Raw genomic sequence first — 26279 nt, 5'->3', positions numbered from 1 at the left:
ATTCTGATAATGTGTTCCGCGCGCATCGGGATTGTTCGCGCACGTGCTTGGCCTGTACAGAACGAAGGAGATTCGGGATGGATTGGTTCTTTGACACATTGCGGAAGTACCCTGAATTAGCGATCTTTCTGACCCTCGGTTTGGGGTATTGGATCGGAGCCAAAAAGCTTTTTGGTTTTAATTTAGGCGCGGTAACAGGTACTTTGCTGGTCGGTGTGCTGGTCGGACAACTAGACATCACGATTGCCCCCATTCTCAAGCAGGTGTTCTTCCTGCTTTTCCTCTTCGGTCTAGGCTACGGCGTCGGACCACAATTCTTCCGCGGCATGAAAAGCGATGGCCTTCCCCAGGTTATCTTCGCGGTCATCATTTGCGTTATCTGCTTGTTGGTCACGTGGGCAACCGCCGTGGGCTTTGGCTTTGATGCCGGCACCGGTGCGGGGCTGCTGGCTGGCGCGCAAACCATTTCTGCGGTGATGGGCGTGGCCACGGACACGATCAACGGCCTGAGCGTCGATGCCGCAACCAAGAAGCAGTGGATCGACAGCATCCCGGTCGCCTACGCGGTCTGCTACATCTTCGGCACCGTTGGCAGCGCGTGGCTGCTGGCCTCGCTGGGCCCGAAGCTGATGGGCGTGGACATCGTCAAAGAGTGCAAGGAATACGAAGCCAAGATGTCCGGCAGCAGCGACTCCATGGAGCTGTCCGGCTACCGCAAGTTCACCGCGCGCGCCTACAAGCTGGATCACGCCGAACTCATCGGCAAGACGGTTGGCGAACTGGAAGCGAAGTTTGTCGATGCGCGTGTGTTCGTCGAACGTATTCGGCGCGGCGATCAAATCATCGATAACGACTCCACCACCGTGCTCCAGGCCGGCGATGTGCTGGGCGTGACCGGGCGCCATGACGCGCTGGTCTTGCAGGCCGGCGGCATTATCGGCAACGAGGTTGAAGACCGCGACGTGATCAACCTGCCCGCCGAGATCGTTGAAGTGGTGCTGACCAACAAGAATGTGGCCGGCAAGACGCTCAAGGAACTCGCGGAAAACGAGACCGTGCGCCAACTGGGCCGCGGCGTGTTCCTGCGCAAGGTGGTGCGTGGCGGCCATGAGATGCCCGTCAATTGGGGCTTGAAGCTGGATCGCGGTGACCGCCTGTTCATCCTGGGCGCCAAGCGTGACGTTGAACGCGTGGTGGGCAGGCTGGGGTATGTGGACCGCGCCACCGAGCAGACCGACATGGTGTTCGTGGGCTTCGGCATCTTGCTGGGTGGCCTGTTCGGCTCGCTGGTGCTGACGGTCAGTGGTATTCCCATCACCTTGTCGACGTCTGGCGGCGCGCTGATTTCCGGCCTGATTTTCGGCTATCTGCGTTCTGTGCACCCAACCTTCGGCCGCGTGCCGGAGCCCGTGCACTGGTTCCTGACCTCAGTCGGGCTGACAGCCTTTGTGGCCGTGGTCGGCATTACATCCGGGCCAGGCTTTGTCCAGGGTTTCCAGCAATTGGGAGCCAAGCTTTTTGTGGCCGGCATCATCGCCACCAGTGTGCCAATGATTCTGGGCGTGTTCATCGCCCGCTATGTCTTCAAATTCCATCCGGCCATCGTGCTGGGCGTCTGCGCAGGCGCTCGCACCACGACGGCCGCGATCGGCCAAATCACCGAAACGGCGAAAAGCCAGGTGCCCGCCCTGGGCTACACGGTGCCTTATGCGATCGGCAATACCCTGCTCATCATCTGGGGCATTGTCATCGTCATGCTCATGACTTAGTGGGACGCCCCGCAAGCCTCGCGGCTTGCGGGCAGCACATCGGGGCGGCGGGCATGCTCGCTCGCACTACCCCGGCAAGCGCTAATCACAACGCAAACCAGGAGTACTGAAAAATGGCTTCCACCGCGCCTCTTACCGTCAGCCTGGCCTCGGCCTTGAAAACCACCCGTTCGCGCCAGCGCGACCTTGAACAGTTGTCTCCCTTTGAGCTGAAGGATTATCTGATTACGCTGGCCAAGGACAATCAGCACACGGCTGCCTTGACCATGTTGAACGCTGGCCGCGGCAATCCGAACTGGATCGCCACCGAGCCGCGCGACGCCTTCTTCCTGTTGGGCCAGTTCGCCATGAAGGAAGCCCGCCGCGTGCGCGATGACGCCATTCTGGCGGGCATGCCGGGCAAGAAGGGCTGCGCAGACCGCCTGCGCAAATTCCTGTCCAAGCACAAGGGCGAAGACGGCTACGACTTTCTGGTCGGGGTGCTTGAGTACGGCGTGAAGATCAAGAACTTCGACCCCGATGAATGGATTCATGAGCTGACCGACAGCATCATCGGCGACAACTACCCTGTGCCGCCGCGCGCGCTGGTGCATATCGAACAGATCGTGCACGACTACCTGATCAAGGAAATGTGCGACGGCCGCCCGCCCAAGGGCAAGTTCGATCTGTTCCCGGTTGAAGGCGGCACCGCCGCCATGTGCTACATCTTTGACTCGCTGATGCAGAACGGCCTGCTGAAGCAGGGCGACACCATCGCGCTGTTCCTGCCGACGTTTACGCCGTATATCGAAATTGCCCACCTTGAGCGCTTCCAGTTCAAGATTGTGGCCATCAATGCCAACAGCATGCGCGCCGACGGCACGCACGATTGGCACTATCCGGCGTCCGAAATCGCCAAGCTTGAGAATCCGAAGATCAAGCTGGCCGTGACAGTGAACCCCAGCAACCCGCCGTCAGTGGCGTTCAGCCCGGTCGAGATGAAGCAGATCGTGCGCCTGATCCGCAAGAATCCTGACTTGGTGCTGGTGACCGATGACGTGTACGGCACCTTCGTGCCGAACTTCCGTTCGCTGATGGCCGAAGTGCCGCACAACACCATCTGCGTGTATTCCTTCTCGAAGAACTTCGGGTGCACGGGCTGGCGCCTGGGCGTTATTGCCACGCACGAGAAGAACACGATGGACCGCCGCATCGCTGAATTGCCGGCGTCCTGGAAACAGCGTCTGAACAAGCGCTACGGCGCCATGACGATGGAACCCGAGAAGCTCAAGTTCATCGACCGCATGGTGGCCGACAGCCGCAACGTGGCGCTGAACCATACGGCGGGCCTGTCTCTGCCGCAGCAGGTGCAGATGGGCTTTTTTGCGCTGTCCCACCTGCTCGACCTGAAGGACGCCTACAAGCATCTGACCATGCAGATCGTGCGCGCCCGCCGCGATTCGCTGTGGAGCGGGCTGGGCATTCCGCTGCCGCCCGAAGATCCGATGCGCGGCTGGTATTACGTGGAACTGGACTTCATGGTCTGGGCCAAGGTCATGTATGGCGACGCCTTCTGCAAGTACATGACGAGCAACTACGAACCGGTGGACTTCCTGTTCCGTCTGGCCGAGAAGTCAGGCGTGGTGCTGATGGATGGCGGCGGTTTTGGCGGCCCGCCGTGGTCGATCCGTATCTCGCTGGCGAACCTGGACGACGGTGACTACGCCAAGATCGGCAAGTACATGGTCGAGTGCGCGACCGAGTACGTCGAAGCCTGGAAGGCGTCCGAGCTGGTGCGTTCGGGCCCGACGGCAGGCAAGGGCCAGACGCTCAAGGCCGGCGCCGCCAAGAAGGCCGCCAAGACGGCGGCGAAGAAGGTAGCCAAGACGGCGGTGAAAAAGGCAGTGAAGAAGGCGGATACCGCCGCCAAGTCGGCCAAGAAGGCGACCGCACGCTAGCAGACGCAGGCAACCACAGGGCGACATGACCTCATGACGTGCTCAATCGGGTTTTTCAATAGCGTCCCCATCGCTGTGTTGTTCGTGACGGTGGGTTTGGGATACCTGATCGGCAAGCTCAAGGTCGGGCCGATTCAGCTGGGCGGAGTGTGCGGAACACTCATCGTCGCCCTGCTGATCGGCCAGACGGGCTGCCAGATGCGCGGCGACTTGAAAGAGGTTGCGTTCGCCCTGTTCATCTTCGCCATGGGCTACTCCGGTGGCCCGCAATTTTTCGCCAACCTGAACCGTTCCAGCCTGCGCTACATCGCGTTGCCGATTATCGAGGCGCTGCTGGTGCTGACCATCGTGCTGGCCGCGGTGCCGTTGTTTGGCCTGGATGCCGGCACGGCAGCGGGTCTTGCGGCGGGGGCGGCGACGGAATCGGCGGTGGTGGGTACGGCGGCCGAAGCGCTCAAGCATCTGGGGCTGGCCGACGCCGAAGTGCAGCGCATGGAGGCCAACATCGCCACGGCCTACACGCTGACGTACCTGGTGGGCCTGATCAGCATCGTCTTCTTCACCAGCCAGGTCGCGCCCGCGCTGTTGCGCATCAACCTGCGCGAGGCGTCCAAAGCGTTGGAAGAGAAGCTGGGCGTGGCCTCGGGCGACAGCGAAGAAGCCAACCTGCCCACCTTGCCGCGCCTGGTCGGGCGCGCCCATGTGGTCAAGGACGCCGACGGCATGCACGTGGGCGACGTTGAAGCGCAATTGGGCGGACGCACGGTGATCAGCCGTATTCTGCGCAATGGCGAAGTGGTGGACGCCACGCCCGAAGACACGCTGAAGACGGGCGATATCGTCGTGGTGCTGGGCTTGCGCCGATTCGCGCTGCGCGCGGGGTCGGTCGTCGGCCCCGAGATCCAGCTGCCTGAAGGCCATGTGGATGACCTTCAACTGAGCGAGCTGGCGGTAATCGTTAACAAGAAGGCCATTAACGGACACACGGTGGCCGAGCTGTCCAAGCGGCCCGGCGCGCGCCGGGCGCGCGGCGTCTTCGTGCAATCCATCATGCGTTCCGGCCATGTGTTGCCGCTGACGCCGTCCACCGTCGTGCAGTATGGCGATCTGGTCACGCTGGTGGGCACCGAGCCTGAATTGTCGGAAGCCGGTGCGGCGCTGGGTAACGAACTGCGCCGCAGCGGTATTACGGACCTGGTGTTTCTGGCCTTCGGCATTCTTGCCGGGCTGATGATCGGCAGCCTGAGCGCGCGCATGTGGGGCATTCCGGTGTCCCTGGGCAGTGGCGGCGGGGCGCTGGTCAGTGGCCTGGTCTGCGGTTGGATCAACGCCAAGCGGCCTTCATTGGGTCATATACCCGGCCACGCCGTGCAGTTGCTGAAAGACTTGGGGCTGGCCGTATTTGTGGCCTGCGTGGGATTGTCGGCGGGGCCGGAGGCGGTGTCGCTGATCCGAGAGCATGGCGCCGTGCTGCCGTTGATTGGCTTGCTGGTGTCACTGGGGCCTGCCTGCCTGTCGCTATGGGTGGGCCACAAGATCCTGAAGATTGAAGGGCCCCTGCTGGTGGGCGCCATTGCCGGCCAGCACGTCAGCACACCCGCAATCAGCGCCATCTTGAATGCCAGCGGCAGCTCCGTGCCGCTGTTGGGGTACACCGTTACTTACGCGATCGCCAACGTGTTGCTGCCGGTGCTGGGGCCGATCATTGTGTCATTGGCGTACCATCTGAGTTAAACCGCACACATCAAGAATCGCAGTAGACACGAGGCGCCCGGCGCCTCGCTGTCATTTGCCCACGGAGACGCAATGCCCTATGTCACCCCGCTACAGGATTTCCGCTTCGCGCTGAAAGAGCTTGCCGGCCTGGACGCCATCCTGAAACTGCCCGGGTTTGAAGAGGTTACCCCCGACCTGGTGGACGCCATCCTGGACGAGAACGGCCGCTTCGTTGAGCAGGCCGTGGCGCCCCTTAACGTGCCAGGCGATACGCAGCCGCCCGTCTGGAAAGATGGGCAGGTCACGACCACGCCTGGCTATGCGCAAGGGTTCAAGGACTATGCGGCAGGCGGCTGGCAGGGCTTGCAGCACCCGCAGATGTGGGGAGGGCAAGGGCTGCCGAAGCTGGTGGCGGCAGCGCCGGGCGAAAATATCCAGGCGGCCAGTCTGGCGTTTTCCTTGTGCCCGATGCTGACGGACGGCGTGATCGAAGCCGTGCTGACGGTGGGGTCGGAGGCGCAGCGCAAGCAATATGTGCCGAACCTGATCGCCGGCAAATGGACGGGCACGATGAACCTGACCGAGCCGCAGGCCGGGTCGGATCTGGCCCAGGTCGCCACGCGCGCGGTGCGCCAGGACGACGGCACGTTCCGCCTGTTCGGGCAGAAGATCTTCATCACGTTTGGCGAACACGACCTGGCTGAGAACATCATCCACCTGGTGTTGGCGCGCACGCCGGATGCGCCGGCGGGTGTGAAGGGTATCTCGCTCTTTATCGTGCCGAAGTTCCTGGTCAATGCCGATGGCAGCCTGGGCAAGCGCAACGACGTGTGGTGCGCATCGCTGGAACACAAGCTGGGCATCCATGGCAGCCCGACGGCCGAGCTGCTGTACGGCTCGGGCAAGGGCGATGTCGGCGAAGGCGCGGTGGGCTATCAGGTGGGCGAGCTGAACCGCGGCCTGGAATATATGTTCATCATGATGAACGCGGCGCGCTACTCGGTGGGCCAGCAGGGCATAGGCGTGTCCGAACGCGCGTATCAGCATGCGCTTGCCTATGCGCGCGAACGCGTGCAGGGCCGCGCGGTGGAAGGGTCGCCAGGGCCGGTGGCCATCGTGCATCACCCGGATGTGCAGCGCATGCTCTTGACGATGAAGGCGCTGACGGAAGCGGCGCGTGCGGTGTCCTACGTGACGGCCGCGGCGCACGACAAGGGCACGCACCATCCTGACCCGGAACAGCGTTCACGCAACCGCGCGTTTTACGAATACATGGTGCCGGTGGTGAAGGGCTATTCCACCGAAATGGCCGTGGAAGTGGCCTCGCTGGGCATTCAGGTGCATGGCGGCATGGGCTTCATCGAGGAAACGGGCGCGGCTCAGTTTTACCGCGACGCGCGCATTCTTCCCATCTACGAAGGCACCACCGCCATTCAGGCCAATGATCTGGTTGGCCGCAAGACGCAGCGTGACGGCGGCGCCACCGCCTACGCGGCCATCGCGGCGATGCGCGAAACGCTGCGTGCGGTGGAAGCGGAATCGACCCGGGCGGCGGCGAACGAGCGCGATGCGCTGCGCCTGCTGCGCGACAACCTGGACAGCGCCATTCAGGCCTATGAAGCCGGCGTGGGCTTTATTCTTGAGCAGTCGGCCGCCAACGTCCGGGCCGTCTATTCGAGCAGCGTGCCGTACCTGATGCTGGCGGGCGTGGTGCATGGCGGCTGGCAGATGGCGCGTGCGGTGCTGGCCTGCCGCAAGCACATTGCCGCGGGGTCCACCGACCCGTTCCATTCGTCAAAGATCGCAACCGGATTGTTCTATGCTGCGCACATCCTGCCGCGCGCATTGGCGCTGTCCGCGGCGGTGCGCGCTGGCGTCATCGCAGACGCTTGCGGAGCGGCTTCAGATATTGCATAAGGTTATATGGCTTGCGTATTTCCTCCACCGAAGGTTTGATGGAAGAATCGTTTCACACGAGCCCCTCTCAACTGCATTGCATAGGAGACACCATGAGTCATCTACGTCTGGGCGATACCGCCCCCGATTTCGAGCAGGAATCCTCGGCCGGCCCCATCCGCTTCCACGAGTATCTGGGCAATAGTTGGGGCGTGCTGTTTTCGCACCCGGCCGATTTCACGCCGGTGTGCACGACCGAATTGGGCTACACGGCCAAGCTGGCTGACGAGTTCGCCAAGCGCAACGTGAAGGTGCTGGCCTTGTCGGTGGACGGCACCGATTCCCACTCGAAGTGGATCGAAGACATCAACGACACGCAATCGACCAAGGTCAATTTCCCGATCCTGGCCGACAAGGACCGCAAGGTTTCCGAGCTCTACGACATGATCCACCCGAATGCCAACGCCACCCTGACGGTGCGTTCGGTGTTCATCATCGATCCGAACAAGAAGGTGCGCCTGATCATCACGTATCCGGCCAGCACGGGCCGTAACTTCAACGAGATCCTGCGCGTCATTGATTCGCTGCAACTGACCGACAGCCACAGCGTGGCCACGCCGGTCAACTGGGAAGATGGCGACGATGTGATCATCGTTCCGTCCCTGCAAGACGAAGCCGTGATCAAGCAGAAGTTCCCCAAGGGTTACAAGGCCGTGCGCCCGTACCTGCGCATTACGCCGCAACCGAATAAGTAAATTCGGAATTTGGGGGGTAGCCCTCCCCATCCGAACGCGGCGTTCAGCCGCCCGAACCACCGCCTTTCTCATAGGGAAACGCGGTGGTTTTTTTTATGCGTAAGACTTGTCCTATATGCCTGGAGGCGATGAGCAATCAAAAAATGATTCGTTCCGTTCAGAATGTCCAGCCAGCACACTTGCTTCCACATTGCCAAATACAGGGAGCAAGGGATGTCTTTCAGGAAAGCCGGTTGGTTGGCCGCGTTGGCGGCGGTGACAGTTTCGCTGGCGGCGATCGCCCCGGCTCACGCGCAGCAAAAGCAGACCTTGCTGAACGTGTCCTACGACCCGACGCGCGAGCTCTATCGCGCCATCGATGACGCCTTCATCAAGCAGTACAAGGAAAAGGCCAACGTCGACCTGACGATCCGGCAATCCCACGGCGGTTCCGGCCGCCAGGCGCGCTCGGTCATCGACGGGCTGGAAGCCGACGTGGTGACGCTGGCGCTGGCTTATGACATCGACGCCATCGCCGACCGCGGCCTGGTGCCCGAGAACTGGCAGACCCGTTTGCCGCAAAACAGCTCGCCCTATACGTCCACCATCGTATTCCTGGTGCGCAAGGGCAACCCCAAGGCCATCAAGGACTGGGACGATCTGGTGAAAGACGGCGTGCAAGTCATCACCCCGAACCCGAAGACCTCGGGCGGCGCGCGCTGGAACTATCTGGCCGCCTGGGCCTATGCGCTGGAGAAGAACGGCGGCAGCGAAGAGAAAGCCCGCGCGTATGTCGGCGACCTGCTCAAGCATGTGCCGGTGCTGGATACGGGCGCACGCGGCGCCACCACCACCTTCGTCGAACGCGGTGTGGGCGACGTGCTGCTGGCCTGGGAAAACGAAGCCTTCCTGGCCTTGGAAGAGCTGGGTCCGGACAAGTTCGACATCGTGGTGCCGTCGCTGTCCATTCTGGCCGAACCGCCGGTGGCCATCGTCGACAAGATCGTCGACAAGAAGGGCACCCGCGCCGCCGCGCAGGCCTATCTGGAATTTCTGTACACGCCCGCCGCGCAGGAAATCATTGCGAAGAACTATTACCGGCCCATCGACAAGACGGTCGCCGCCAAGTACGAAAGCAAGTTCCCCAAGGTCAAGCTCGTCACCATCGACGACAAGATCTTCGGCGGCTGGCGCAAGGCGCAGAAAGATCACTTCAGTGATGGCGGCACCTTCGACCAGATCTACCTGCCGCAAAAGAAATAATCAGACGACGATCGGACGACGGCCATGACGACTGCCTCGAACCCGACGGCAAACGGCGCGCAAGCGCCTTTTGCCGTTCGGCGCAATAGCCCGGGCGTGCTGCCCGGATTCGGCATTTCCATGGGTTACGCGGTGCTGTATCTGAGCGTGCTCGTGTTGATCCCCCTGGCAGCCTTGCCCATCAAGAGCGCGGAACTGGGCTGGCAAGGGTTTTGGGACGCCGTGACGGCGCCTCGGGTGATGGCGTCTTATCAGCTGACGTTCGGCGCATCGCTGATTGCGGCGCTGGTGAATCTGGTGTTCGGCACGGTTGTCGCCTGGGTGCTGGTGCGCTATCGCTTTCCCGGCAAGAAGATTCTGGACGCGCTGGTGGACTTGCCGTTCGCACTGCCGACGGCGGTGGCGGGCATTGCGCTGACCGCGCTGTATTCCCAAAAGGGCTGGTTGGGCGGGCCGCTGTCTGAATGGTTTGGCCTGAAGGTCGCGTTCACGCCGCTGGGCATCGTGATTGCGCTGATCTTCATCGGCGTGCCGTTCGTGGTGCGCACCGTGCAGCCGGTGCTGGAAGACGTGGAACGCGAAATCGAAGAGGCCGCGGCCAGCCTGGGCGCGAGCCGCTGGCAGACCATCCGCCGCGTCTTGCTGCCCACCATCACGCCTGCACTGATGACGGGTTTTGCGCTGGCGTTTGCGCGCGCGGTGGGCGAGTACGGCTCGGTGGTGTTCATCGCCGGCAACATGCCCATGGTGTCCGAGATCACGCCGCTGCTGATCATTTCCAAGCTTGAACAGTTCGACTACGCCGGTGCTGCCGCCATCGCCACCGTGATGCTGGTGTTGTCGTTCGTGCTGCTGCTGGTCATCAACCTGCTGCAAGGCTGGCAGGCGCGCCGCAACCTGGGGAGGCTCGCATGAGCGCATCGGATCGTCCCGCCCATCTGACCGAGCCGCGCTGGGTGCGCGGCATTCTGCTGTTCAGCGCGCTGGCGTTTTTGACGCTGTTTCTGCTGGTGCCGCTGGCCGCTGTTTTCGCCGAGGCGTTCAAGAAAGGCTGGCAGTTGTATCTGGACGCCATCGTCGAACCGGACGCGTGGTCCGCCATCAAGCTCACGTTGTTGGTGGCTGCGATTGCGCTGCCGGTGAACCTGGTGTTCGGCGTGGCGGCAGCCTGGGCCATTACCAAGTTCCAGTTTCGCGGCAAGCAGTTCCTGATCACGTTGATTGACCTGCCGTTCTCGGTGTCGCCCGTGGTGGCCGGGCTGGTGTTCATTTTGCTGTTCGGCACGCAAGGCTGGCTGGGCGGCTGGTTGCAGGACCACGACATCAAGATCGTCTACGCCGTGCCGGGCATCATCCTGGCCACGCTCTTTGTCACCTTTCCGTTTGTGGCGCGCGAATTGATTCCTCTGATGCAGGCGCAGGGCAGCGAAGAAGAGCAGGCGGCGCTGACACTCGGCGCCAGCGGCTGGCAGATCTTCTGGCGCGTGACGCTGCCGAACATCAAGTGGGGCCTGCTGTACGGCGCCATTCTGTGCAACGCGCGCGCCATGGGCGAATTCGGCGCGGTGTCGGTGGTGTCCGGGCAAGTCCGGGGGCTGACCAACACGATGACGCTGCACGTCGAGATTCTCTACAACGAATACCAGTACTCCGCGGCGTTTGCCGTGGCATCGCTGCTGGCCTTGCTGGCGCTGGTGACGCTGGTGGCGAAGAACGTAGTCGAGTGGCGCAACGCGCGCTTCCTGCGGGCGGCCGACCTGCCGGTCGAATACCCCGGCCAACCGGCGGCAACCCTCAAACCGGCCGTCGCCTGACGCGCCCGGTTCAGACGGAGACAAGCATGAGTATCGAAGTTCGTAATCTATCCAAGCAGTTCGGCCAGTTCCGGGCGCTGAATGACGTATCGCTGCACATCGAAACCGGCGAGCTGGTGGCGCTGCTGGGGCCATCGGGCTGTGGCAAGACGACGCTGCTGCGCATCATCGCGGGTCTTGAAGCGCCGGATTCCGGCAGCGTGCTGTTTGCGGGCGAAGACGCAACCGCGGTGGACGTGCGCCAGCGTCAGGTGGGTTTCGTGTTCCAGCACTATGCGCTGTTCAAGCACATGACGGTGTTTGAAAACGTGGCCTTCGGCCTGCGTGTGAAGCATCGTTCGCAGCGTCCGCCGGAAGACCAGATCAAGCGCAAGGTGCATGAGCTGTTGACGCTGGTGCAATTGGACTGGCTGGCCGACCGCTACCCGGCGCAACTGTCGGGCGGGCAGCGTCAACGCATTGCGTTGGCCCGCGCGCTGGCCGTTGAACCGCGCGTGCTGTTGCTGGACGAACCGTTCGGCGCGCTGGACGCCAAGGTGCGCAAGGAACTGCGGCGCTGGCTGCGCCGGCTGCATGATGAACTGAATGTGGCCAGCGTGTTCGTCACCCATGACCAGGAAGAAGCGCTGGAAGTGTCCGACCGCGTGGTGCTGATGAACGCCGGCCGTATTGAGCAGGTGGGCACGCCGCGCGAAGTCTGGGAAGGCCCGGCCACGCCGTTCGTTTATGGCTTTCTGGGCGACGTCAACCAATTGCAGGGCGTGGCGACGCGTGGCGTTTGGGAAGGCGCGGGGCTGTCGCTGCCCGCGCCTGATCTGGCGCAAGCGGATGCGCAGCGCGCCACCGCCTATGTGCGCCCGCACGAGTTCGACATCGAACGTTATCGCGCGGGCGGCGAGGGGATACCAGTGCGGCTGGCGCATGCGTATCTGGCCGGACCCAGCGCGTATCTGGAACTGACCCGCCAGGATTCCGACGCCATCATCGAAGCCGAAGTGCCCGAGTACCAGTACCGGGAGCTGAACCTGCGCGATGGCGAAACTCTGTTGGCGCGTCCGCGGCGCGCCCGTATTTTTGCGGTGCAGCCATGACGACTGTATCTGCGCGTTCTGTTGATCGCTCGTCCGATCTTCTCGCCAACCTGGAACCCGCGTTGGCCCAACGCTGGCGCGACCTGGTCGAGCGCCTGGCGCAAGTCCAGCGCCGCTACCCGGACGCCGCGCTGGCCTCGTCGCTGGCGGCCGAAGACATGGTGCTGACGCACGCCATCTACGAATCGGGCCTGGACCTGGAAGTCTTCACGCTGGATACCGGGCGCCTGCATGCCGAAACGCTGGGCGTGCTGGAAGCCGTGCGTGCGCGTTACGGGCGTGATGTGACGGTCTACCGGCCTGTTGCCTCCGCCGTCGAGGAACACGTGGCGGCGCATGGCGCCTACGCCTTTTACGAAAGCGTGGACTTGCGCAAAGCCTGTTGCCAGATCCGCAAGGTCGAGCCGCTCAAGCGTGCTCTGGCCGGGCGCGGCGCGTGGATCACCGGCCAGCGCCGTCAGCAGTCCACCACGCGCGGCGAACTGCCGCTGGAAGAGCAAGACGCGACGTTCGGCCTATACAAGTTCAACCCGCTGGCCGAGTGGAGCGAAGACGATGTCTGGAATCTGATCCGGGCGCTGGGCATTCCGTACAACCCGCTGCACGACCAGGGCTACCCGTCCATCGGATGCGAACCCTGTACGCGCGCGATCCGCCCGGGCGAAGACCTGCGGGCGGGGCGCTGGTGGTGGGAGTCGTCCGACTCCAAGGAATGCGGCCTGCACGCGGGCAACCGGGTCATCAGTGTTGTGGCGCGCGGCGATTGACGCCGTCCATGAATTCGAAATCTGTTTTAGGGGAATACCTATGTCTGCTGTGATCCAACGCAGCCACCTGGATTGGCTGGAATCGGAAGCGATATTCATCCTGCGCGAGGTGGCTGCTGAAAGCGAAAAGCCCGTGCTGCTGTTCTCGGGTGGTAAAGATTCCGTGGTGCTGCTGCGCCTGGCTGAAAAGGCCTTTCGCCCGGGACGCTTTCCGTTCCCGCTCATGCACATCGATACGGGTCACAACTTCGATGAAGTGATTGCGTTTCGCGACCAGCGCGCCGCCGAACTGGGCGAAACCCTGATCGTGCGCAGCGTGGAAGATTCGATCAAGCGCGGCAGCGTGGTGCTGCGCCGCGAGACCGATTCGCGCAACGCGGCGCAGGCGGTCACCTTGCTTGAAGCGATCGAAGAATTTGGCTTTGACGCCTGCATTGGCGGCGCGCGTCGCGATGAGGAAAAGGCGCGCGCCAAGGAACGCATCTTTTCGTTCCGCGACGAATTCGGCCAATGGGACCCCAAGGCGCAGCGCCCGGAACTGTGGAACCTGTTCAACACCCGCGTGCATCGCGGCGAGAACATGCGCGTCTTCCCGATTTCGAACTGGACCGAACTGGACGTCTGGCAATACATCCAGCGCGAACAGCTGGCGCTGCCGTCGATCTACTACAGCCACGAGCGCGAGGTGGTGCGCCGCAAGGGCCTGCTGGTGCCGGTGACGCGTTTGACGCCGCCGCAAGAGGGCGAGCAGGTCGAGCGCCTGCCGGTGCGTTTCCGCACGGTGGGTGATATTTCCTGCACGTGCCCGGTAGCGTCTGACGCCGCCGACACCTACGCCATCATCGCCGAGACGGCGGTGACGGATATCACCGAGCGCGGCGCCACGCGCATGGACGACCAGACTTCCGAGGCCTCGATGGAGCGCCGCAAGAAGGAAGGCTATTTCTGAATGCACGATACGCCGGCTGCGGCCGGCGGCAGGGGACGCACATGAACGCACTGAATGATTCTTTCCTTTCCGGCGCCGGCACGGGCGTGCTGCGCCTGATCACGGCGGGTTCCGTCGACGACGGCAAGTCCACCCTGATCGGACGCTTGCTGTACGACAGCAAGGGCGTGTTCGCGGATCAGCTGGACGCGATCTCGCGCGCCAAACACAAACGGGTGGCGGGCGACGGCATTGATTTTTCGCTGCTGACCGACGGCCTGGAAGCCGAGCGCGAGCAGGGCATCACGATTGACGTGGCCTACCGCTACTTCTCGACGCCCGCGCGCAAATTCATCATCGCCGACGCACCGGGGCACGAGCAGTACACGCGCAACATGGTCACGGGCGCATCGACGGCGGACGTGGCCGTCATCCTCATCGACGCCACGCGCGCGGCCGACGGCAAGCTGTTGGCGCAAACCAAGCGTCACAGCACCATCGCGCGCTTGCTGGGCATCCGCCACATTGTGGTCGCGGTCAACAAGATGGATCTGGTTGATTGGGACCGCGCTGTGTTCGAACGCATCCGCGATGCGTATGCGGATCTGGCGGGCAAGCTGGGCATCGAACACTTCGATGCGCTGCCCTTGTCGGCGTTGAATGGTGACAACGTGGTCACGCTGTCGCCGAAGACGCCGTGGTACGAAGGCCAGCCATTGCTGGCGCTGCTGGAATCGCTGGACCTGGCCAGCGATGGCCGCGCGTTGCCGCTGCGCTTCCCGGTGCAATGGGTGGCGCGTCACGATGGAGACCGCAAGGAAGATTTCCGCGGTTATGCCGGGCGCGTTGCCAGCGGCGTGCTGCGTCCGGGCGATGCCATCACCGTGCAACCGTCGGGTGTCAGCGCAGTGGTGCGTGAAGTGCGAGTGTTCGATCGCGTGCTGGATGAAGCGGTGGCGGGTGATTCGGTCACGCTGGTGTTGGACCGTGATGTGGATGTGTCGCGCGGTGATGTCATCGTGCATACCGCCGCACCCGCGCAAGTCACGCGCGAGTTCGAAGCCGAGTTGTGCTGGCTCGATTCGCAAGCGTTGAACCCGGCGCGCAAGTATCTGTTGAAGTCGGGCACGCGGCTCACGTCGGCGAAGATTCGTGCGGTGTTGTCGCATCGTGACATCCATGAATTGCAGGAAGTGGAGAACACCGAGGGCACGTTGCGCATGAACGATATCGGACGCGTGACGTTCACCACGCGCGAGGCATTGGCGGTTGATCGTTATGCCGATGTGCCTGCCACCGGGGCCTTTATTTTGATCGACGAGGCCACGCACCAGACGGCTGCCGCAGGCATGTTGCGGTAAGTGGGGTTCGGGCCGGAAAACAACAAAATCCGGCCCGGATTTTTGGTGTTGTATTTCATCCAAACTCAATGCTGGTGCGGCTCTCCGGGCAATATCGCCTGATGAAATCGATTTGTTCAGACGGCGTCCGCGTCTTGCGGTAAAGTTGGGCTGTCTTACGAAAAGGCTTTTGGTGCTTGTCAAAACCACTGTGTTTTTGTACAGTAGTTTTTATGGCACGCACCGATCATTCTTTTCCCGCCGGTTCTGGGTCCCCGGCTGCCGCCCCCGCCGCCTTGCGCGGTCGGGGTGCGGTTACTAATGTTCGGCATCGCTTTCAGCGCGATGACCGCGTGCAGGTCGACGATGGCTGGTCCTCGTCAGGTCTGCCGGCGGATTTTGTTGAGTCCGTCCCTGATAGTTTTTCGTCTGACTTCCCCTCCGAATTCCCCGATCAGGCTTCTGATGTGGCCGACGTGCGTTCTGGTTCGCGTTCAGGTTCGACGATCATCCCAATCCTGCCCGACACCCGCATTGCGCCGCCCCTCCCCAAGACCACCGTCACGGCGGAAGAAGCGCGCAAGATGCTGTCGCGCAACGATTCGCCCGATATCCCCTTTGATGTCGCCGTCAATCCCTACCGGGGTTGCGAGCACGGCTGCGTGTACTGCTACGCCCGTCCCACCCATTCCTACCTGGGCATGTCGCCCGGGCTCGACTTCGAAACCCGCCTGGTCGCCAAGGCCAATGCCGTGGAAGCGCTGCGCGCTGAGCTCGGGAAGCCGGGCTACAAGCCGTCGCCCATCAACATCGGATCGGCCACGGATGCTTACCAGCCGATTGAACGCGATTGGCGGCTGACCCGGGGCATGCTCGAGCTGATGCTGGAAACCCGGCATCCGCTCACCATCGTCACGAAGAATGCGCTGGTCGCCCGCGACCTTGATCTGTTGGCGGCATTGGCCGAACAGAAGCTGGTGGTGGTCTACATGAGCATCACCACGCTGGACGCCGGCATGGCCCGCACGCTGGAACCCCGCGCCGCCGCGCCCTGGCGCCGCCTGGAGGCCGTGCGCAGCCTCACCGACGCCGGCGTGCCGGTGGGCGTGCTGGTGGCGCCGGTCATTCCGTTCATCAACGACGAGTCCATGGAACACATCCTCCAGGAATCCAAGGCGGCCGGCGCGCATTACGCCAGCTACACCGTCTTGCGCCTGCCCTGGGAGGTCAAGACCCTGTTTGAAGACTGGCTCAACACGCATTACCCCGACCGCGCCCAGCGCGTGTTGCACCGCATTGAAGACCTGCGCAATGGCCGCCGCAATGATCCCAACTTCGGTTCCCGCATGCGCGGTACCGGCATCTGGGCCGATTTGCTGCGCCAGCGTTTCGCCGTGGCAACGCGCAAGCTGGGGTTGAACCGTCAGCGTCTGGCGCTGGACTGCGATCGCTTCCAGCCGCCGCTGGCGCCTAACGCCACGGCGTCGCTGTTTTCCGCAGGCCAAGCCGGCCAGGTTGGCCAAGGTGGCCAAACGTCCCAAACGGCCCAAACGTCCCAAACGTCCCAAACGGCCCAAGCTGGCCGTGGCCAAGGTGCCGGTTTCGCCCAAGCCGCTGGCGCCTCCTCTACCGATTTCCTATCCCCGGTTGGCGCGCAAGCGTCTTCAGGGGTCCCTTTTTCTGATGGCCTGCCCGCACTGAGTGGCGCGGTTGGCCGCGGTGCGCGCCAGTTGCGCGCATTGGCGGCCGGGCAGTTGTCGTTGTTTGACTGATCGCGGCTTGCCGCCGCGTCGGCCGCTGCGGCGGCGTGGAATCGTTTCTCCAAGGAGTTCCTATGAACACCGCTGATATTTCCGTTTTGTCGGACGAGCTCGTCGTGTCGCTGAACCCGCTGCGTCGCGGCGCCTATCGCGCCCGCGCCGTGTGCGCCAAGCTGGCCGGTCTGGCCATGCCCTGGAACACGTCGGCAGACGCCGAGCCGCGTCAGCGCGTACGCTCAAGCACGCGGCCTGTACGCTGGCCTTTCCCGCCCGTGCCGGTGGAAGAGGGCGCGCTGTCAGGGCAAGCGGCCAACGTTTCCGTCGGCATGCCGATGCCGGTGGCTCGGCCCGTGGCGGATACCGCTGGCTTGGTGGCTGCACCGGCTTCGCCCAGCCTGCCCGCCGCAACCGCTGTGCGCGAGCGCAGCCTGGGTAACGCCACGGTGGAACCCGTGACGTCTCAGGTCACCATGAAAGCCATGGTGCTGGATGTGGTGATGGTGTTGGCCTGGGGGGCGATCATCCCTGGCTTGATGTGGTTGGGCGCGGCCGCTGGGTTCTAAGGCCGGCCGGTTTTCAGCTGGAGCCCAGCAGCACGACGCCGATCAGGATCGACACGCAACCGGCCAAGCGGCCCGGTCCGACCTTTTCGCGCAGCAGGAACATGCCGGCCAGGGTGCCCAACATCATGGACATCTCGCGGGCAGGGGCCACCAGACTCAGCGGTGCACCGTTGCGCAAGGCGTACAGCACCAGGATGTACCCCAACGGCGACAGCAGCCCAACCGCCAGCGCCAGATGCCAGTGTCCGCGCATGGACTCCCAGGCTTGAGCGCGCCGGCTCAGCATGTGAGGCGTCATCATGGTGGTGCGGGTGACACAGGTAAACCAGTCGAACAGCACGGGGCTGATCAGCAGCACCTTGACGCCATAGGCGTCCACCACGGTGTAGGCCGCAATGAACAGGCCGATCACGACGCCCCAGCGCACGCCCACCCAGGCCTGCGCCTGCTTGAAGATGGCCAGCCGCCCTTGGGTCGCGATCAGCAGCACGCCTATCACCACGCACAGCATGCCGATGATGCCGGTGCTGGTGGCGGGTTCGCCCAGCAGCAGAAAAGCGCCTGTGGTGGAAAGCAGGGGGCCGGTACCGCGAGCAATGGGATACACCACCGACAGATCCGCCACCTGATATCCGCGTTGCAGGCACAGGCTGTAGCCCAGATGCAACAGGCTGGAGGTCAGGATGGCGCCCACGATGGGCCAGGTCCACGTCATGCCGTCGTGCAGCAACACCCAGATCACCCAGGGTGCATAGAGCACCGAGGCGCACAGGCCGTAGGCGAAGACGAAGGGAGCGCCCACCATGGCCGCGCGCTTGGCAAGCAGATTCCACGTTGCGTGGGCCATCGCCGCCAGGACGACCAATAACAGGGACGTATACGACATGAGGGAACAGCGTCAGATGACGTGTTTGTTACAGAAGCAGCAAGGGTACAGCAACGCCGCGGGAAGGTCGCCATTCTACCCGACGCCTAACGAAATTTTTGGTGTAGAATCATTGGTTTGCCAAATCTCATCCTCTGCTTGCGGCATCAGCAACAACATCGATCGGCAAAAGTTTTAGTCCGCAAAGACATGATGATCTAGGAGTTCTAATGAACCTTATCGCTATCCTGGAACAGGAAGAAATTGCCCGTCTGACCGGCGGTCAAGCCAAACCTGAATTTGCTCCTGGTGACACCGTCATCGTGAGCGTGAACGTCGTTGAAGGCACCCGCAAGCGCGTGCAGGCTTTCGAAGGCGTTGTCATCGCCAAGCGCAACCGCGGCCTGAACTCCGCGTTCACCGTGCGCAAGATTTCGTCGGGTGAAGCCGTGGAACGTACGTTCCAGCTGTACTCGCCGCAAATCGCCGGCATCGAAGTCAAGCGCCGCGGCGACGTGCGCCGCGCCAAGCTGTACTACCTGCGCAACCGCTCGGGCAAGTCGGCACGTATCAAGGAAAAGCTGGTCAGCAAGCAAGCCCCGGCGGCTTGATCGCTTATCGGCACACGGCCCTACCAGTGTCGGACGTTCGCGCCATTCAGCGTTTCCGTCCGGCACAGGTTTCCGGGTTAAAAAGGCACCTGCGAGGGTGCCTTTTTCTTTTTGCAAAGCCGTATGTCTGATTCCTCGTATTCCGCGCGGCCCCGACGGCCGCTCGTGCGTCCCGGCTTCGATCCGGCGACGCAACCGTGGGTAGTGGCCAACGATTCTCTGCCGGCCGTGCCTGCCAATCTGTTGACCCCGGATTCTTTGCGGGGCACGCTGACCCAGCCGTCCACCTGGACGCTGGAGCTTTCGCGCGACAACGATCTGCGCTATCCCGGACGCGAAGGCACGCCTGTGCCAGCCGCCGTGTTGATTCCGCTGGTCACGCGCGATAACGGCGTCCACATCATGCTGACGCAGCGCGCGGCGCACCTGCATGACCATGCGGGGCAGATCAGCTTTCCCGGCGGCCGCATTGAAATCAGTGACCCGACGCCTGTCGATGCCGCGCTACGCGAAGCTCAAGAAGAAACCGGTCTGCCCGCCAATTTTGTTGAAGTGCTGGGCAGCATGCCGCCGTACCTGACGGCGACGGGCTTTTCAATCATTCCGGTGGTGTCGTTGGTACGCCCTGGTTTTGACCTGGCGCCCGACGCGTTCGAAGTGGCCGAGGTGTTCGAGGTGCCGTTGTCCTTCTTGATGGACCCGGCCAACCATCGGTTGTACGAAGCGCGGCTGGATGATGGCCGCGTACGCAACTATTACGGCATGCCTTACGGCAAGCATTTCATCTGGGGCGCCACCGCCGGGATGTTGCGCAACCTCTATCACCTGCTGCGTCACGGCCTGGCCCCGCGCTGAAACTGGCGCTGAAACTGGCGCTGAAACCGGCGCTGAAACCGGCGCTGAAACCGACGCTGAAACCGACGCTGAAACCCGCGCTGAAACCGGCACGCATCAAGCGTGTCGGCTAAGGCCTTCGGGCTCAGGCGTAGCGTCCGGCGTAATGGCTCAGACGCGGGTGGCGCGGGCTGTGAAGCCCCGCGTCAATACCGCTGCTGCCCCGCCAGGTTCTCTTCCAGGATGCGCTGGTACAGCGCGTACCGCAGCGGATTGATCTGCCCCGACTCCAATGCTGCCACGACACCGCAACCCGGCTCTTGCCGGTGCGTGCAGTTATAGAAGCGGCATTGCTCAATCGGTTTGGTGAATTCCGGGAAGCCGCGAATGATGTCGTCGCGGGTCAGATGTTGCAGGCCGAACGCCTGGAATCCCGGGGAATCGATCAGGTCGCCGCCCGGCTCGGGCAGGTGATACAGGCGCGTGCTGGTCGTGGTGTGCTTGCCCATATCCAGCGCCGTCGAGTGCTCGCGGGTGGCCGCGCGCGCATCGGGAATCAGCGCGTTGAGCAGCGTCGATTTGCCCATGCCGCTTTGGCCCAGCAGCAGGTTTGTGCGGCCGGCCAAACGCGGAGCCAGCAGTGTGTGGACGTTGTCGGGTTCCAGCGCGCTGAGTTCAATGACGGGCACGCCCAAGGCGGCGATCGGCGCCAGACGCGCTCGCGCGGCGGGCAATTCGTCCACCAGGTCGGTCTTGTTCAACACGATCAGCGGCGAGATGCCAGCGCTCCAGGCGCCGGCCAGTGCGCGGCCAGTCAGGTCGTCTGAAAACGTCGGCTGCACAGCAATCACGATCAGCAGCTGGTCAACGTTCGAGGCGAACTGTTTGGACCGCATTTCGTCAGAGCGATACAGCAGGTTGCTGCGCGGCAGGATGGCGTCGATAGCGCCTTCGTCCTTGCCTTGCGGCGCGATTTGCACGCGGTCGCCCACGGCGGCGCCCGCTTTCTTGCCGCGCGGAAAGCACTTGCGCACCGAACCGTCGGCAAGCTCTACCGTGTAGTGGCGGCCGTGGGCCGCGATGATGCGGCCTTCCAGCAAGGTGCTTGCGGCCTGCGCGGCAGACGCTGCGCCAGCGGGAGCATTTTTGGTTTTGCGCGGGGCGCTCATGCGGCAGCCGCCATCAGGTGGCGGATGCGCTCGGCGGCGGGGGGATGGCTATCGTAGAAGGCGGAATGCACAGGGTCGGGAGTCAGCGTGGCGGCGTTGTCGTCGTAGAGTTTGACCAGGGCGGAAACCAGGCGTTCGGGCGAACTCTGTTCGGCCGCATAGCGGTCCGCTTCGAATTCGTCGCGGCGCGAGTACCAGCTGGCCAACGGCGTGAACATGAAAGTGAAAACAGGAATGACCAGGAAGAACAGCAGCAGCGCCATGGCGTCGTTGCGCCCGCCCAGTTGCGGCAGCACGCCCAGGTCCACGTAGAACCAGGGTTGCTGGGAGATCCAGCCCAGGATGGCGAAGAAAACCAGCGCGCCGCCAAAGCTGAAGATGACACGCTTGATGATGTGGCGCTTGGCGAAATGACCCAGTTCATGGGCCAGCACGGCTTCAATTTCATCGCCGTTCAAGCGGGCGAGCAGCGTGTCGAAGAACACGATGCGGCGCGAACGGCCAAAGCCCGTGAAGTAGGCGTTGCCATGCGCAGAGCGGCGCGAGCCGTCCATCACGAACAGGCCATTCAGCGCGAAGCCGCAACGTTGCGCCAGGCGCTGGATGCGGCCCGCCAGGTCGGGGTCTGACAGCGGCGTGAACTTGTTGAAGAGCGGCGCGATGAACATGGGGTAGACGACCAGCAGCACCAGGTTGAATACCGTCCATAGCGCCCACGCCCAGATCCACCAGTACGTGCCCGCGCTACCCATCAGCCACAACACGGCGGCTGCCAGCGGCAGGCCCAGCACCGCGGCCACGAGCAGGCCCTTGGCGGTGTCGGCAATGAACAGCTCGGGCGTCATCCGGTTGAAACCGAAGCGCGCCTCCAGCTTGAACTGCCTCCACAGCGTAAAGGGCAGCCCCAGCAGGCCCAGCAGCAGCGCCACCACCACCAGCAACAGCATCTGGCGCAGGAAGTCATTGCTGGTAAGCTGGCCCACCATCAGGTCGATGAATTGCAGCCCGCCCATCAAGGTCAGACACACCAGCAGGATCGCGTCATAGGTGCGTTCCAGCATGCCCAGCTTGACGCGGGCAACCGTGTAATCCGCCGCACGCTGATGACTGGTCAACCCGATACGGTGAGAGAATTCAGCAGGCACTTCATCGCGATGGCGTGCAACGTGCCGAATCTGGCGCGTTGCCAGCCACAGGCGCACGGCCATGTCGGCCAGCAGGAAAGCTACGAACAGCAGTGTGAACATGGGCGAAGCGGTGAGCTCAAGTAGGGATGTGCGAAAATCGCGTGTTTTATAGGCAAATTATATGGCTGTGAACGAAAATCGCCTGGTCTGGCTCGACATGGAAATGACGGGGCTGGAACCTGAGAAAGAACGCATCATCGAGGTGGCCGTCGTGGTGACGGAACCCGATCTGACCGTGGTCGCCGAAGGCCCCGTGCTGGTGATTCACCAGCCCGACAGCCTGCTTGACGCCATGGACAACTGGAACAAGTCCACGCACGGCAAAAGCGGCCTGATCGACAAGGTCAAGGCGTCGACGGTGACCGAGGCGCAGGCAGAGGATACGCTGTTGGCGTTTCTTGCGCAGCATGTGCCGGCAGGTAAGTCGCCGCTGTGCGGTAACACCATCAGCCAGGACCGCCGCTTCATGTTTGCGTACATGCCGCGCCTGGAGCAGTTCTTCCACTACCGCAACCTGGACGTCAGCACGCTGAAGGAATTGGCGCGCCGCTGGGCGCCGGCTGTCTACAAGGGCTTCGAAAAGAAGAGCCGCCACGAAGCGCTGGCCGATATTTACGAATCCATCGACGAACTCAAGTACTACCGCGAGCACTTCCTGAAAGTGTAAGAAATCGGGGGGGGCTGCCTGAGGGCGTAAACGGGCCACGGCCCGGCCGCCTGCGGTCAGCCGCCAGCCGTCAGCGGCTAGAGGCTCGCCCCCGGCTCGCAGCCCCCCCCAGCTCGCAGCCCCTCAGCCCCGGGCGCTAGCCGTCCCCGCCATGCCGTCCGACTTCGAGTCCTACTCTGTCACCCAAATCCGCCGCGCTGAGCAGCTTGCCCTGGCTGAAGGCCGGGAGTTGATGCCGCTTGCGGGCAAGGCGGCCGCCGAGTTCATCGCGGCCCGCTATCCCCATCCAATCTCCATCCTGGTCTTGGCCGGCCCCGGCAATAACGGGGGCGACGCGCTGACGGCAGCCAGCCTGCTGCGTGAGCGCGGGGATGAGGTTGTCGTCCTATTGCCATCTGGCCCCGGCAAATTGCCGCCGGATGCCGCCGCCGCGTGGCAGGCTTGGTCTGATAAAAAAGGGCCGGTGCTGACGGAATTACCGGCTCATTCTGCGTTCGATGTGGTGATTGATGGCCTGTTTGGCATCGGGCTGAATCGGCCGTTGAGCGATTCGTGGCAGGCGCTGGTGGATCAGGTGAATGCCTGGCGCTTGCCCGTGTTGGCGCTGGACGTGCCCAGCGGAATTGACGCCGACACCGGCGCGGCATTGGGCCGGCCGGTGCAAGCACGGTGGACGTTGTCGTTCATCGGTATGGCGCGCGGGCTGGACGTCCCTGGTGCGGGCCGCGATGCCGCGGGCGAGCGGTATGTGGACACGCTCGGAGTTGTGATCGCGTAGTGACCGCGTAGTGACCGCGTAGTGACTGCGTAGTGATTGCGTAGTGATCGCGACGGAAACCAGGCCGGCTACCGCGCTGTAGCCAGACTCAGTTGGCGGGCCGGCCGCCGAAGCGCGCATCCACGTCCGGTTTCAACGGCGCGTAGCGCTCGTTATCCTTTCCCGCCAGCACATCCAGATGCGTTTCCGACGCATCGAATACCTTCCAATAAACCCGCCCGCAAAGCTCGCGCGCCGCATGCCCTGGCCAGTTGTCGGGCAGCATGGGCCCCGGCAATTGGGGGTCATGCAGCACGATCCGGCGCCAGTTGTGCAGCAGCATGACGCGGATGACGAAGGCGTCAGCCGGCGCCGGCGTCTCTTCCAGCAGCTTTTCCAGCGGGCCGAAATTTCGCGAGAATTGCCGGTACTGCTCGGCCACGTCGTCCAGATTCCAGCATTGCGAGGCCAGGCTGGCGATCGGCAGTCCGCCCGCGCCAGCCAGATCACGAGCCGACAGCACCAGCGCCCGGTCCGGAATGCCCAGCTTTTCCAGAATGTCGTGCGCAGCCCGCGCCTCGGTGTGCGGGTGGGCGAACAGCCCCGGCGCGATCATGCCGAAGCCTTCCCACACCAGCTCGCGGCGCAGCTCCGCACGTTCGGCCAGGCCATTGCCCGTGCGCGGCAACGCCACCAGCGTCCATTCGCCGTTCCAGTCTTGCGCCGCGCCTTCGTAGATGCGCTGCGAAGCATGAGCGGTGTGTCTCAGCCCTTGTTCGGAAATCTGGTACAGGCTGCGCCGCCCGTGCCGTTCTGATTGCAGCCAGTTCTGGGCAACCAGCCGGAAGACGCTTGTGCGCAGCAGGCGTTCATTGATGCCCAGCGGGGCCAGCAGTTCGATGAGATCGCCCAGCCAGATAGCGCCGCCGTGAGGCGCGAGCGCGTCTCCCAGCAAGCTGACGCAGAGCGATTTGGCGCGAGGCGGGTCGCTTTTCAACAACCGGGACAGGAAACGGTCCAAAGGCGACGTAGGGTTTGCCATAGGGTGGGCCGCAAGCGGCCGATATCAGGATCTGCAATATGATACATAAATCCAATGTGATACAGATTTGAGTTTGACAATGGTTTTTTTGTATTAAATAATCCGCCTATGACATGACGGCGCTGCGGAACGTTTGCTTTGCGTTTTCGCAAACCGTCTCAAGGAGACAAACATGTACGCTCAACTCGTCGAAACCGGCGTCAAGCAGGTCAAGACCGCGGACCAGCTTGAAGGCCGCGAACAGACGTTCCAGCGCCGCATTGACGACGGCGTGCGCATCGAAGCCAAAGACTGGATGCCGGATGCGTACCGCAAGACGCTGGTCCGCCAGATCTCGCAGCACGCGCATTCGGAAATTGTCGGGATGCTGCCGGAAGGCAACTGGATCACCCGCGCGCCGTCGCTCAAGCGCAAGGCCATTCTGTTGGCCAAGGTGCAAGACGAAGCCGGCCACGGGCTGTACCTGTACAGCGCCGCCGAGACGCTGGGCGTGTCGCGCGATGACCTGATCGACGACCTGCACGCGGGCCGCGCCAAGTACTCCAGCATCTTCAATTACCCCACGCTCAGCTGGGCCGACATCGGCATGATTGGCTGGCTGGTTGACGGCTCGGCCATCATCAACCAGATCCCCCTGTGCCGCTGTTCCTATGGCCCGTACGCGCGTGCCATGGTGCGCGTCTGTAAGGAAGAGTCCTTCCACCAGCGCCAGGGCTACGACCTGCTGATGCAGATGTGCCTGCACGGCACGCCCGAGCAAAAAGCCATGGTTCAAGATTCGCTGAACCGCTGGTGGTGGCCCGCTCTGATGATGTTCGGCCCCTCGGATGCCGATTCGCCCAACAGCGCGCAATCAATGGCCTGGAAGATCAAGCTCTTCTCCAACGACGAGCTGCGCCAGAAGATGGTGGACCAGACCGTGCCGCAGGCCGAATACCTGGGCCTGACCGTGCCGGACCCTGATCTCAAGTGGAACGCCGAACGCGGCCACTACGACTTCGGCGAAATCGACTGGAGCGAGTTCTACGCGGTGCTCAAGGGCAACGGCCCTTGCAACCGGGAACGCCTGGCCGCGCGCGTCAAGGCGCACGAGGACGGGGCCTGGGTGCGCGACGCGCTGGTCGCCTACGCGGACAAGAAGGCGCAGCGCAAGGCCGCTTGAAGCGAACCGGCCCACGCGCAACTGCGTTTCTCTTTGCCACCCGCGACATCACCTCATCATTGCCGTCCGGAGCGCGCCGCGCGCGCCCGGCATTTCAAGGATATTCATCATGAGCAAAGACTGGCCTTTGTGGGAAGTGTTCATCCGCAGCCAGCATGGCCTGGCGCATAAGCACGTCGGCAGCCTGCATGCCTCTGACGCCGAAATGGCGATCAACCACGCCCGCGACGTCTACACGCGCCGCAATGAAGGCCTGAGCATCTGGGTCGTGCGCGCCTCCGATATCTCGGCAAGCAGCCCCGGCGACAAGGAACCCCTGTTCGAACCGGCCAACAGCAAGGTTTATCGGCATCCCACGTTTTTCCCGATGCCTGACGAAATCAAGCACATGTAAGGCGGCGGGGGAG

Annotated in this window: 23 protein-coding genes and 1 pseudogene; 20 read left to right on the top strand and 4 right to left on the bottom strand. The window is 63.0% G+C overall.

Translation table 11 applies throughout. The features are described 5' to 3' along the window. Positions 1–77: 77 nt before the first annotated feature. The 14 genes and pseudogenes from aspT (AC1DSJ_RS12710) (at position 78) to AC1DSJ_RS12645 (ending at position 17578) form a co-directional block, all read left to right on the top strand. Positions 78–1769 (top strand): aspartate-alanine antiporter, encoded by a 1692-nt coding sequence (gene aspT, locus AC1DSJ_RS12710; RefSeq protein WP_054423706.1) that lies wholly within the window; start codon positions 78–80, stop codon positions 1767–1769. A gap of 113 nt (positions 1770–1882) precedes the next feature. Continuing rightward, on the top strand, positions 1883–3706 hold the full coding sequence (locus AC1DSJ_RS12705) for a bifunctional aspartate transaminase/aspartate 4-decarboxylase (protein WP_054423704.1): 1824 nt from the start codon (positions 1883–1885) through the stop codon (positions 3704–3706). A gap of 33 nt (positions 3707–3739) precedes the next feature. After that, positions 3740–5440, top strand: a complete 1701-nt coding sequence (gene aspT, locus AC1DSJ_RS12700) for an aspartate-alanine antiporter (RefSeq protein WP_441370676.1) — start codon at positions 3740–3742, stop codon at positions 5438–5440. 72 nt (positions 5441–5512) lie between these two features. Next, complete coding sequence (locus AC1DSJ_RS12695) at positions 5513–7339, top strand: acyl-CoA dehydrogenase (RefSeq protein WP_346552336.1); 1827 nt, start codon at positions 5513–5515, stop codon at positions 7337–7339. A 92-nt stretch (positions 7340–7431) separates the two neighbouring features. Next, positions 7432–8073, top strand: coding sequence for a peroxiredoxin (locus AC1DSJ_RS12690; protein WP_054423700.1), 642 nt, complete (start codon positions 7432–7434; stop codon positions 8071–8073). A 213-nt stretch (positions 8074–8286) separates the two neighbouring features. Next, a complete protein-coding gene (locus tag AC1DSJ_RS12685; protein ID WP_054423699.1) occupies positions 8287–9315 on the top strand; it encodes a sulfate ABC transporter substrate-binding protein in 1029 nt (342 codons plus the stop codon). 24 nt (positions 9316–9339) lie between these two features. Continuing rightward, positions 9340–10230 carry a sulfate ABC transporter permease subunit CysT gene (cysT, locus tag AC1DSJ_RS12680; protein WP_054423698.1) on the top strand — a complete coding sequence of 297 codons (891 nt, stop codon included), beginning with the start codon at positions 9340–9342 and terminating at the stop codon, positions 10228–10230. Further along, a complete protein-coding gene (gene cysW, locus AC1DSJ_RS12675) occupies positions 10227–11129 on the top strand; it encodes a sulfate ABC transporter permease subunit CysW (protein ID WP_441370677.1) in 903 nt (300 codons plus the stop codon). Before cysT ends, cysW begins: the two co-directional genes overlap by 4 nt. A gap of 26 nt (positions 11130–11155) precedes the next feature. Next, on the top strand, positions 11156–12220 hold the full coding sequence (locus tag AC1DSJ_RS12670) for a sulfate/molybdate ABC transporter ATP-binding protein (protein WP_054423694.1): 1065 nt from the start codon (positions 11156–11158) through the stop codon (positions 12218–12220). Continuing rightward, positions 12217–12987: a phosphoadenylyl-sulfate reductase gene (locus AC1DSJ_RS12665; RefSeq protein ID WP_441370678.1), complete on the top strand. Its 771-nt coding sequence runs from the start codon at positions 12217–12219 to the stop codon at positions 12985–12987. Before AC1DSJ_RS12670 ends, AC1DSJ_RS12665 begins: the two co-directional genes overlap by 4 nt. A gap of 40 nt (positions 12988–13027) precedes the next feature. Further along, positions 13028–13936, top strand: coding sequence for a sulfate adenylyltransferase subunit CysD (cysD, locus tag AC1DSJ_RS12660; protein ID WP_054423693.1), 909 nt, complete (start codon positions 13028–13030; stop codon positions 13934–13936). A 41-nt stretch (positions 13937–13977) separates the two neighbouring features. Continuing rightward, complete coding sequence (locus AC1DSJ_RS12655) at positions 13978–15276, top strand: sulfate adenylyltransferase subunit 1 (protein ID WP_342066462.1); 1299 nt, start codon at positions 13978–13980, stop codon at positions 15274–15276. 212 nt (positions 15277–15488) lie between these two features. Next, positions 15489–16772 (top strand): annotated as a pseudogene (locus AC1DSJ_RS12650) (PA0069 family radical SAM protein); the annotation flags it as partial. A gap of 317 nt (positions 16773–17089) precedes the next feature. Next, complete coding sequence (locus AC1DSJ_RS12645) at positions 17090–17578, top strand: hypothetical protein (protein WP_441370679.1); 489 nt, start codon at positions 17090–17092, stop codon at positions 17576–17578. A 13-nt stretch (positions 17579–17591) separates the two neighbouring features. Here AC1DSJ_RS12645 and AC1DSJ_RS12640 read toward each other — a convergent pair whose 3' ends face one another. Then, positions 17592–18464, bottom strand: coding sequence for a DMT family transporter (locus AC1DSJ_RS12640; protein ID WP_054423687.1), 873 nt, complete (start codon positions 18462–18464; stop codon positions 17592–17594). Positions 18465–18673: 209 nt separating this feature from the next. Here AC1DSJ_RS12640 and rplS point away from each other — a divergent pair, with 209 nt between their 5' ends. After that, positions 18674–19054 carry a 50S ribosomal protein L19 gene (gene rplS / locus AC1DSJ_RS12635; RefSeq protein WP_054423686.1) on the top strand — a complete coding sequence of 127 codons (381 nt, stop codon included), beginning with the start codon at positions 18674–18676 and terminating at the stop codon, positions 19052–19054. 123 nt (positions 19055–19177) lie between these two features. Beyond that, the gene (locus AC1DSJ_RS12630; protein ID WP_054423683.1) at positions 19178–19909 is read left to right on the top strand and encodes a CoA pyrophosphatase; all 732 of its coding nucleotides are present in this window, start codon (positions 19178–19180) and stop codon (positions 19907–19909) included. A gap of 185 nt (positions 19910–20094) precedes the next feature. Here AC1DSJ_RS12630 and rsgA read toward each other — a convergent pair whose 3' ends face one another. Together rsgA and AC1DSJ_RS12620 are read right to left on the bottom strand one after the other, a co-directional pair. Beyond that, a complete protein-coding gene (gene rsgA / locus AC1DSJ_RS12625; RefSeq protein ID WP_245636341.1) occupies positions 20095–21057 on the bottom strand; it encodes a ribosome small subunit-dependent GTPase A in 963 nt (320 codons plus the stop codon). Continuing rightward, a complete protein-coding gene (locus AC1DSJ_RS12620) occupies positions 21054–22304 on the bottom strand; it encodes a M48 family metallopeptidase (protein ID WP_054423682.1) in 1251 nt (416 codons plus the stop codon). The genes rsgA and AC1DSJ_RS12620 overlap by 4 nt, the downstream gene beginning before the upstream one ends. A gap of 61 nt (positions 22305–22365) precedes the next feature. Here AC1DSJ_RS12620 and orn point away from each other — a divergent pair, with 61 nt between their 5' ends. Continuing rightward, positions 22366–22911 carry an oligoribonuclease gene (gene orn / locus AC1DSJ_RS12615; protein WP_054423681.1) on the top strand — a complete coding sequence of 182 codons (546 nt, stop codon included), beginning with the start codon at positions 22366–22368 and terminating at the stop codon, positions 22909–22911. 151 nt (positions 22912–23062) lie between these two features. Then, positions 23063–23689: an NAD(P)H-hydrate epimerase gene (locus AC1DSJ_RS12610; RefSeq protein ID WP_427946617.1), complete on the top strand. Its 627-nt coding sequence runs from the start codon at positions 23063–23065 to the stop codon at positions 23687–23689. A gap of 88 nt (positions 23690–23777) precedes the next feature. Here the strand turns inward: AC1DSJ_RS12610 and paaX are convergent, their stop codons facing one another. Further along, complete coding sequence (paaX, locus tag AC1DSJ_RS12605) at positions 23778–24710, bottom strand: phenylacetic acid degradation operon negative regulatory protein PaaX (RefSeq protein ID WP_441370680.1); 933 nt, start codon at positions 24708–24710, stop codon at positions 23778–23780. Positions 24711–24882: 172 nt separating this feature from the next. On the opposite strand from paaX, the gene paaA reads away from it, so the two are divergent. Further along, positions 24883–25872, top strand: coding sequence for a 1,2-phenylacetyl-CoA epoxidase subunit PaaA (gene paaA, locus AC1DSJ_RS12600; protein ID WP_441370681.1), 990 nt, complete (start codon positions 24883–24885; stop codon positions 25870–25872). A gap of 109 nt (positions 25873–25981) precedes the next feature. Beyond that, complete coding sequence (gene paaB, locus AC1DSJ_RS12595) at positions 25982–26266, top strand: 1,2-phenylacetyl-CoA epoxidase subunit PaaB (RefSeq protein ID WP_050447891.1); 285 nt, start codon at positions 25982–25984, stop codon at positions 26264–26266. Positions 26267–26279 lie beyond the last annotated feature (13 nt).

Source organism: Achromobacter sp. 01N37 (assembly GCF_056399725.1).
This window is presented reverse-complemented; position numbering and strand designations above follow the sequence as displayed.

Excerpts from the sequence above, each read along its gene's own strand:
- aspT (WP_054423706.1), top strand. The coding sequence starts at position 78 with ATGGATTGGTTCTTTGACACATTGCGGAAGTACCCTGAATTAGCGATC.
- AC1DSJ_RS12705 (WP_054423704.1), top strand. The coding sequence starts at position 1,883 with ATGGCTTCCACCGCGCCTCTTACCGTCAGCCTGGCCTCGGCCTTGAAA.
- aspT (WP_441370676.1), top strand. The coding sequence starts at position 3,740 with ATGACGTGCTCAATCGGGTTTTTCAATAGCGTCCCCATCGCTGTGTTG.
- AC1DSJ_RS12695 (WP_346552336.1), top strand. The coding sequence starts at position 5,513 with ATGCCCTATGTCACCCCGCTACAGGATTTCCGCTTCGCGCTGAAAGAG.
- AC1DSJ_RS12690 (WP_054423700.1), top strand. The coding sequence starts at position 7,432 with ATGAGTCATCTACGTCTGGGCGATACCGCCCCCGATTTCGAGCAGGAA.
- AC1DSJ_RS12685 (WP_054423699.1), top strand. The coding sequence starts at position 8,287 with ATGTCTTTCAGGAAAGCCGGTTGGTTGGCCGCGTTGGCGGCGGTGACA.
- cysT (WP_054423698.1), top strand. The coding sequence starts at position 9,340 with ATGACGACTGCCTCGAACCCGACGGCAAACGGCGCGCAAGCGCCTTTT.
- cysW (WP_441370677.1), top strand. The coding sequence starts at position 10,227 with ATGAGCGCATCGGATCGTCCCGCCCATCTGACCGAGCCGCGCTGGGTG.
- AC1DSJ_RS12670 (WP_054423694.1), top strand. The coding sequence starts at position 11,156 with ATGAGTATCGAAGTTCGTAATCTATCCAAGCAGTTCGGCCAGTTCCGG.
- AC1DSJ_RS12665 (WP_441370678.1), top strand. The coding sequence starts at position 12,217 with ATGACGACTGTATCTGCGCGTTCTGTTGATCGCTCGTCCGATCTTCTC.
- cysD (WP_054423693.1), top strand. The coding sequence starts at position 13,028 with ATGTCTGCTGTGATCCAACGCAGCCACCTGGATTGGCTGGAATCGGAA.
- AC1DSJ_RS12655 (WP_342066462.1), top strand. The coding sequence starts at position 13,978 with ATGAACGCACTGAATGATTCTTTCCTTTCCGGCGCCGGCACGGGCGTG.
- AC1DSJ_RS12645 (WP_441370679.1), top strand. The coding sequence starts at position 17,090 with ATGAACACCGCTGATATTTCCGTTTTGTCGGACGAGCTCGTCGTGTCG.
- AC1DSJ_RS12640 (WP_054423687.1), bottom strand. The coding sequence starts at position 18,464 with ATGTCGTATACGTCCCTGTTATTGGTCGTCCTGGCGGCGATGGCCCAC.
- rplS (WP_054423686.1), top strand. The coding sequence starts at position 18,674 with ATGAACCTTATCGCTATCCTGGAACAGGAAGAAATTGCCCGTCTGACC.
- AC1DSJ_RS12630 (WP_054423683.1), top strand. The coding sequence starts at position 19,178 with ATGTCTGATTCCTCGTATTCCGCGCGGCCCCGACGGCCGCTCGTGCGT.
- rsgA (WP_245636341.1), bottom strand. The coding sequence starts at position 21,057 with ATGAGCGCCCCGCGCAAAACCAAAAATGCTCCCGCTGGCGCAGCGTCT.
- AC1DSJ_RS12620 (WP_054423682.1), bottom strand. The coding sequence starts at position 22,304 with ATGTTCACACTGCTGTTCGTAGCTTTCCTGCTGGCCGACATGGCCGTG.
- orn (WP_054423681.1), top strand. The coding sequence starts at position 22,366 with ATGGCTGTGAACGAAAATCGCCTGGTCTGGCTCGACATGGAAATGACG.
- AC1DSJ_RS12610 (WP_427946617.1), top strand. The coding sequence starts at position 23,063 with ATGCCGTCCGACTTCGAGTCCTACTCTGTCACCCAAATCCGCCGCGCT.
- paaX (WP_441370680.1), bottom strand. The coding sequence starts at position 24,710 with ATGGCAAACCCTACGTCGCCTTTGGACCGTTTCCTGTCCCGGTTGTTG.
- paaA (WP_441370681.1), top strand. The coding sequence starts at position 24,883 with ATGTACGCTCAACTCGTCGAAACCGGCGTCAAGCAGGTCAAGACCGCG.
- paaB (WP_050447891.1), top strand. The coding sequence starts at position 25,982 with ATGAGCAAAGACTGGCCTTTGTGGGAAGTGTTCATCCGCAGCCAGCAT.